The 7051-nt window shown below is 66.5% G+C and carries 6 protein-coding genes and 2 pseudogenes; 1 reads left to right on the top strand and 7 read right to left on the bottom strand.

Annotated elements, in window-relative coordinates; all coding sequences use genetic code 11:
- Positions 1-4 precede the first annotated feature (4 nt).
- The 6 genes and pseudogenes from AC6EXY_RS24790 to AC6EXY_RS24815 all read right to left on the bottom strand — a co-directional run bounded on the left by AC6EXY_RS24790 (position 5) and on the right by AC6EXY_RS24815 (position 5823).
- Positions 5-811 carry an SAM-dependent methyltransferase gene (locus AC6EXY_RS24790; protein WP_499818233.1) on the bottom strand — a complete coding sequence of 269 codons (807 nt, stop codon included), beginning with the start codon at positions 809-811 and terminating at the stop codon, positions 5-7.
- On the bottom strand, positions 808-1506 hold the full coding sequence (locus AC6EXY_RS24795) for a hypothetical protein (protein ID WP_499818234.1): 699 nt from the start codon (positions 1504-1506) through the stop codon (positions 808-810). The genes AC6EXY_RS24790 and AC6EXY_RS24795 overlap by 4 nt, the downstream gene beginning before the upstream one ends.
- A gap of 433 nt (positions 1507-1939) precedes the next feature.
- Positions 1940-2062, bottom strand: a pseudogene (locus AC6EXY_RS24800) (IS5/IS1182 family transposase); the annotation flags it as partial.
- A 110-nt stretch (positions 2063-2172) separates the two neighbouring features.
- Positions 2173-3954, bottom strand: coding sequence for a reverse transcriptase/maturase family protein (locus AC6EXY_RS24805; RefSeq protein ID WP_499818235.1), 1782 nt, complete (start codon positions 3952-3954; stop codon positions 2173-2175).
- 534 nt (positions 3955-4488) lie between these two features.
- Positions 4489-5168, bottom strand: a pseudogene (locus AC6EXY_RS24810) (IS5 family transposase); the annotation flags it as partial.
- Complete coding sequence (locus AC6EXY_RS24815) at positions 5158-5823, bottom strand: hypothetical protein (RefSeq protein WP_133150733.1); 666 nt, start codon at positions 5821-5823, stop codon at positions 5158-5160. The pseudogene AC6EXY_RS24810 and the gene AC6EXY_RS24815, both read right to left, overlap by 11 nt.
- A 396-nt stretch (positions 5824-6219) precedes the next feature.
- Between AC6EXY_RS24815 and AC6EXY_RS24820 the strand changes: the two genes are divergently transcribed.
- Positions 6220-6660 (top strand): hypothetical protein, encoded by a 441-nt coding sequence (locus tag AC6EXY_RS24820; RefSeq protein ID WP_133150734.1) that lies wholly within the window; start codon positions 6220-6222, stop codon positions 6658-6660.
- Positions 6661-6723: 63 nt separating this feature from the next.
- On the opposite strand, the gene AC6EXY_RS24825 is transcribed toward AC6EXY_RS24820, so the two are convergent.
- Entirely contained in the window at positions 6724-6930 is a 207-nt protein-coding gene (locus AC6EXY_RS24825) for a DUF433 domain-containing protein (RefSeq protein WP_499818236.1), read from the bottom strand.
- Between the last annotated feature and the right edge of the window lie 121 nt (positions 6931-7051).

A 7051-nucleotide genomic window follows, 5' to 3' on the forward strand; every position in this document is an offset into this window, starting at 1 on the left:
GCGTCTAGGCGATGACGCGCTCGGCTGGGGCGGCGGGCGGGTCGGCGACCGACGTCGGGCGGCAGGGCGAGCGGGCCGGCGGGCGCGGTGCTGGTTCGTCCCCGTACTCGAAGATGATCACGTGGTGTGCGGGCGAGGCACGGTCCGGCGCGAGTCCGTGGGCGAGCGGGCTGGTGTGGGTGGTCGCGGTGAGCGCGACCGCGCGCTGGACGGGGCGCCAGCCGGCCTGGCGGCCGGCGGTGGCGATCCGGCTGGCCAGGTCGAGGCCGCCGATGACCTGGTGGCCGGCGACCACGACCAGACGGCAGGCGGGTCCGGCGAGGTAGCGGTAGCCGGCGAGACGGGTCCGCAGCCGGTCCGCCTGCGCACTGTCGGCGCCCGGCGGGTCGGTAGCCGGACCGATCGCGGTCAGGAGCAGGTCGACCGGTCCGAGTCCGGTCCAGGACCCGGCGTCGGGCGGCCGGTCCAGAATCATCCCGTCACCTGGCGCCCCGCCTGATTTGGCTACGGTCAGGGCGGCACGGGCCGTGCGCCAGGCGCGCAGGTCGGCGGCGATACCGACGGCGTGCCGGCGGGCCCGGACCGCCTCGACGATCACCATCCCGTCCCGGCAGTCCGGGTCGCAGACGGTATCCCCGGTCCGGCTGTAGACGGCGATGGCATAGGCCGCGACCTCGGCCGAGACCGCCATGGCCGTGACGGCGCTGCCGGGCGGCCCGTCGGCGGGCCAGGTCTGGCCGTCGAGGCCCAGCGGGGCGGTCGGCCAGACCGTCGCCGCCCGCATCTGGGGGTGGTCGGGGCCGCGCGTCACGGGTGCTCTCGCGATCCGGCGGACGCGATCGGGCGGAACAGCAGCAGGTCGGAGTGCACCCGCCACGCCGCCGTCCCGGCCGGTAGCGATGTGGGCCGTTCATCGAGCTGGTCGAGACTGATCTCCAGCAGCACGAACCGGTCGAGCAGCGCGAACCCGTGGCGGCGGGTGGCGGTGGCCAGGGCACCGGTGGGGTCGATCAACAGGCCGGCGACGCTGTCGCTGTGGCTGATCACGGCCAGCAGGCCGTCGGGGGTGACCAGACGGGCCCAGGGAACCTCGTGGACCCAGCCGGTCCGGGTCGGTTCGACGACCGTGACGAGCAGCGGGCGGCGGTCGCTGCCCGGACCGTCGTCGGGGATGAGGAGTCCGTGTCCGGACTCGGACGGCCGGATGGCGGGCGCGGGACGGACCTGGACGGTGCGGCCGAGTCGGATGACGGCCCAGCCGGTGTCGGCGAGCCGCGCCGCGGGCGTCGCGCGGCGGCCTGCGGCGGGCATGTCGTCGGGTGGCGGGGTCAGGAGTAGGACCGGGTCGCCGGGGCGGGTGCAGGTGGCGACGAGCCGGTGCACGGCGGCCTGCAGCCAGCCGGCGCGCGGCTGGTCGGGGCCCTCCGGCGGGCACGGCCAGACGGATGCCAGCTGTCCTGCGGGGACGACAGCGCGGCCTTCGCGGTCGGGGTCGGGTACGGGCATCGAGAGTTCCTTTCACGGCGAGCGTGTTTTCGCGGCCGTAAAAGGAGACCGTCTGCTGGGCATGCCTCAGACACCAGGACGGCGACTCTTTACAAGATTCTTTCCGCTGGGCAGGGTCTAGCCCGACCGGGCTATTGATCGCTGGCATGTCGCTGGGCGGCACCCGGAAGGCACGCCCGGAAGTTTTTCAAGATTTTTCCCGCTGGCGTCCCTGTGGATCCGAAGCGAAGATCGCTGGCATGCCCAGCGATCTTCGCTGGATGTCACAGCATCACAGGTCACGGCCCTGCTGTGCAGGATCGAGGCGCTGCTGGCGTCGCCCCGACGTCGGCGCCGATGGGAACGGTGAATGGAGATCGCTGGGCTTCCGCTGGGTGCCTGTGGGGTGCCAGAACTTGGCCACTGGTGGTGACCTGGGGTTTTACAGGTCGTTTCAGAATGATCCTCGGAGTTTGCGTAGGCAGATGATCGAGCAGGCGAGGCTGAGGAACGCCTGATGGAGGTCGACGCGGCGTTCCCAGCAGGTGCGTAGCCGGCGGAACTGGTGCAGCCAGGCGGATGGGTCGGCCGCGCGGCGAGGTGCTAGCCACAAAGGCTGGTCCTTTTCCGCGCGGCCTCCCGCCGAACCGGACTTGATGGTTTCCCGATCATCCGGCTCTCCGGTGACTACTGCGTGAGCGGTGCGGCTGGCTGCCCTGTGTGGATCTGGCTGTGGCAGGTGGCGCAGACGACGAGTGTTTTGCGTCTGCGGTTTGCCATGGCCGTGGCCCAACCGGGCGGCAGGGGTCCGGGTCCGGCGAGATCCTTGAGCGTGCGGACGTGGTGAACTTCGACGTTGCCCGTGTGCCCGCAGATTTCGCAGATGTCCGCGAGGAGCCTGGCGAGCAGTTCCTTGTGCGGATAGTCGACCCGGGTCGGCTGACGGTCAAGGACCGTAGTGGTTTTCTGCCGGTGGAGTGGTATTCCACCGAACCGTGCGACCAGTGGCTGCCTGCTGGTGCGTTCGATACGTGCTTCGAAGCAGGTCCGCGGCCCGTGCGGTGTCTCGATTTTGGCCTTGTGTCTGGCGGCCATCTTCGATATCGACGAGCGGTGCTTTCCTGCCAGGGTCTTGAGCATGGAGGTCTCCATGACCCAGCGCAGCCGGTGAAGCCGGTGGACGTCTCCGGCGAGCAGGTAGTACTGGACGACGCCCCGGTAGACGGCCCCGTAGGTGGCGACGATGGTGTAGTCGTCGCCGTTGGTCAGGGCCTTCTGTTTCGCGGGTTTGCCGCGTCGCAGGTATGGGGCACTCCTGGCCTTGATCACGTCGTGTGGCACGCGCAGCGCGACCTGCCCGTTGACCGACCGGCGGCGCCGGGTGTTCTTGCTGCTGTTGTGTTGGACGCTGATCTCGTAGCCGAGGAAACGGGCCGCGCCTGTGCGGGCGTGGGTGATCAGCGTCTTGTCGGCGGACAGCTCCAGCTTGAGGTCGTCGTGCAGGAACGTCGCCAACCGCTGTTTGATCTCCTCGGCTTCGGCCTTCGGTCCGGTGAACCCGAGCAGATGGTCGTCTGCGTATCTGCAGTACCGCAGCCGCCGATATCCCGGATCGTCCGGGTCGGAGCTGGGAAGGCTGACCATACGTCGCCGCAGCCGCCGGGCCTGGGTCCGGTCGCCGCGTCGGCGTGCTTTGGCCAGCTGGTTCTGCAGCTCGAGGTAGGCAGGGTTACGTGCCCTGCGGTCCCCTCGGGTGTACTCCGGTATCAGAACCTTCTCGACGAACTCGTCCAGCTTGTGCAGGTAGATCGAGGACAGGATCGGGGAAGCCACCCCGCCCTGGGGAGCCCCTGACAGGGTGGCGCCCCACGTCCAGTCCTCCAGGTATCCGGCTCGAAGCATGTTACGCACCAGCCGCAGGAACCGGTTGTCGTGGATCTTCTCCGACAGGATCCCGATCATCAGGTCGTGATCGAGAGATCCGAAGCAGTCGGCGATGTCCCCTTCGATGAACCAGGCCGTTCCGGTCCAGGTGTTGGCTATCTCCCGCAGAGCGGTATGGCAGCCTCGCCGGGGCCGGAACCCGTGGGACCGATCGGAGAACGTCGGTTCGTAGTAGGCCTCAAGGAGCAGGCGCACGACTTCCCCGACGAGCTTGTCCGACCAGGTCGGCAGTCCCAGCGGGCGGGTTCCCCCGTTCTTTTTCGGGATGTGTACCCGCCGTACCGGGCGGAACCGGTAGCGCTCGTGGCGCATCGCATCAATGATACGACCGATCCTCACCTGTGACATGCCGTCCACGGTTTCCTGCGTGACCCCAGGCGTCATCGCACCCTGGTTGGTGTAGATACGCCCGTAGGCCAGCAGATACAACTGCGGGTTGAACAGCTGTCGATAAAGTTCGTCACACGGCAGACCCTGCCTGCCGCGCTCACGCAGGACACCCAGCACCGTTGCGGCGCTCTGCATTACGCATACCTCCCGAGTCTCGGGTGTCCGATCACCTGGCCCCCTTCGCCCTGTAGGCGGCTTTCCCGCCCTCCCCGGCCGGTCGTGACTCCGGCGACTACTACGAGGCCTCCGTCGCCATAGGGCTCGCGCCCGACAGGCGATCCCGCGTTCGTCTCTGTTGTACGTGACAGCGTGACGTAGGCGTCCCACTCATCTCCTTGAACACCCTCGCTGGGCGTCGCCCCGCACTCTGGAGGTTGCATCGGCAACGCTCGACTCCGACGCAGAGCACGGCACCGGTTTCAATGGCCTTTCCGATGGATGGGAACTTGCATCGACTGGAGATTGGGATTCAGGCAATCCAGCTTTCGCCATATCACACGGGTCCACCCGGCGCACCGTCCCTGACCACTGGACCCGACCGCCGGGAATCATGGCATGCTATTGTCCCCTTCACCTTTCGGATCCAGGTCAGCCATCCGACCCAGGAACCTCCCTCCAAGTCCCTCCCAGCTGGGCTGGGGATACAACAGAGCGCCTCGCGGCGCACATGGTCCGTTCGACGGGCCACCGTTGGGTGCCGAGGCCGGAGCCGTGCGGTGTTCCGCGGCGGGCGATGATCGGGGTGATCTGGCGTGCGGTCAGCTTGCGGCGGTAGATGTCGTGGTCGTAGGCCCGGTCCGCGAGCAGGTAGCGCGGGCGGTGGCGGGGCCGGCCACGGCGTCCGCGGATGAGCGGGATCGCCTCGACCAGCGGGATCAGCTGGGTGACGTCGTTGCGGTTCCCACCGGTCAGGGTCGTGGCCAGTGGTACTCCGGTCGCGTCGGTGATCACATGGTGTTTGCTGCCGGGATGCGCCCGGTTGACCGGGCTCGGACCCGTCTGGGCCCCCCTTTTAACGCGTGCACATGGGAGGAGTCGACCAACGCCCGGTGCAGGTCAAGACGGCCCGCGGCGTTGCACTCGGCCAACATTTGCTCGTGTAGCCGCTGCCAGACGCCGGCCGCCTGCCAGTCGCGCAGCCGCCGCCAGCACGTCACCCCCGACACCCCGAACAGCGTCGTCGGCAACTGCCGCCACGCCACATCGTTGCGCAGCACCCACAGGATGCCTTCCAGCGCCGCCCGATCATCGACCGGCAGCCGACCCGGATAGCGAAACCTGCGCTGGCGCACCGGGATCAGCGGCGCCAGCCGCTCCCACAGCTGTTCTGTCAGCACCTCATCGCGCATGACACCAGAGATCTACCCGGCCGGTCCGGATCATCCCGGTATGACACGCCGCAGTTGACCGATCTTTGTGAAACCAGGTCTTAGGGTTCGCTACGCACGTCGTGAGCACGTCGAGTAGGAGGTCGACAGCGCGTACTGCGGCTTCGGCGGCATAGGTCGCGTTCTCGTGCGAGACGTTGCTTCCGGTTGGATGGGGCTCTGGTTCGTGCGCAACGAACCCAGGATGGACGGCGCCGTCGCGAAGGTCGTCGAGCCAGTCGAACTGCGCCAGCCAGGTGAGGCCCTTCTTACCAAGGGCGAAGCGCAGCTTCAGGCGCTCAAGGATCACCCGCTGGCGCGAGCCCTGACGGCGATACGGCGGGGCGAAGACGCCGTACAGGCCGTCGATCGAGTGAGCAGCGGCGGCAACCGCTTGCATCGCAGCCCGGTACTCCCTGTGCAGATGCCCGGAGCCCACAGCGCTGTCGGTGGCATCGAGCAGGTTGCCGCGTGCGACCCGAGCCAGTTCCTCTTGCTCCAGGGCGATCTCGGCCCAGGTGTAGTAGACGTAGCTTCGGATCTGAATCGTCGGGGTGCCCACGGCGGCCTGGCTGGCGATCCCAGCGGGGCTGAGCACAACGAGCTTGCCAGCTGCGGTGTTAGGGCTGACTGTCACGGATTCAGCGTGGCACCCACGGCCACCGAGACGAGAGGCGGGTGCCAACCTCCCCGACCCGTCGCTCCACCATGGGTCGGAAGTGTCCTGGGCACCACCTACCGCCCGTGCGGCCGGGGTTCAGCCTTCGCGTCGGGTACGGGCCAGCTCCGCGTCGAGCACCCAACAGAAGGCGACGTTCGACCGCGGGAAGACCAGATAGCCGAAAATTTACACTCCGTCGTCGCCGAAGCCGACCGTTGGCGCTCGATCATAGGAGAAAAGTTTGAGAACGTGAAACCGGGTTGTCAGACGCTGGCGCCTAGAGAGTAGGAGTCTCGATGTACTGGCTGGCCGATTCTGAGCTTATAGTCGGGTACCGCTTGGGCAACTGGCTGATTAGTTTATAATTGGCGGATGAGTGCGAAACTGCGGGGACGTAAGGCATGGCTGGTTACCTGGGACGCGGCCGGAAGTCACGCGGCCGTTGCTGAGCGCGAGGTCGTCGCCGCAGTGTTGAGGCCCCAAACTGGTCCCGAGACGGTCAAACGAATAGTTGAGCTGCTGTACATGGCGCGCGAATTTGATCCGGCCGATAAGCTAGACGCCCTTACGCGGAACCCGTACCCCGCTAAGTTTGGAACGGTCACCGTGCGCGAGACGTTCAAGAACGGTGAAGTGTGGGAGCAGAGAGTAACGCACACTGGGCAGATCATTTGCGGCCACAATCCGTTTCTCTACGCGCGCCTCGTGAAGAACCTTCGCTTGAAAGACTCGGCCAATCCGGGTTCCGGTTTGATCTGGGACGAGGAACCACGTCAGAAGGTTGTTAATCTCGACAACCGAGCTTCAGACTGACCGTGGCTCCTTGCGGCAGCTCGCCCGCCAGGCCAGGGGCCGGGGTTGGTCGCCGAGTTGGCGCTACCTAAGCCGTTCCAACCCCAGGCTTGCGAGCTCGTAGAGGGCGCCGCGGATTTTCTTGACATTGATCCCACCGAACTCTCGCTTCAAGTTCTCCTCGGTGTAACCAGATTTTACGAGATAGGCCAAGCGTTCGACCGGGATACGTGTCCCCGTGATGACCGGCTCGCCGGCGAGGATGTTTTCGTTCTGCCTTATATAGAGCATTTTCAATGTTATTTTACGTGAATTGCGGGAATGTTCCGTCGCGCGCGTTTAAGAGAAAGTCCGGCGAACCAGCCGGAGAGTGGAAGTTGTCCGACTACTGTCCGTCCAGGCGGGAGAAATA

It is taken from the genome of Frankia sp. RB5 (genome assembly GCF_059816245.1).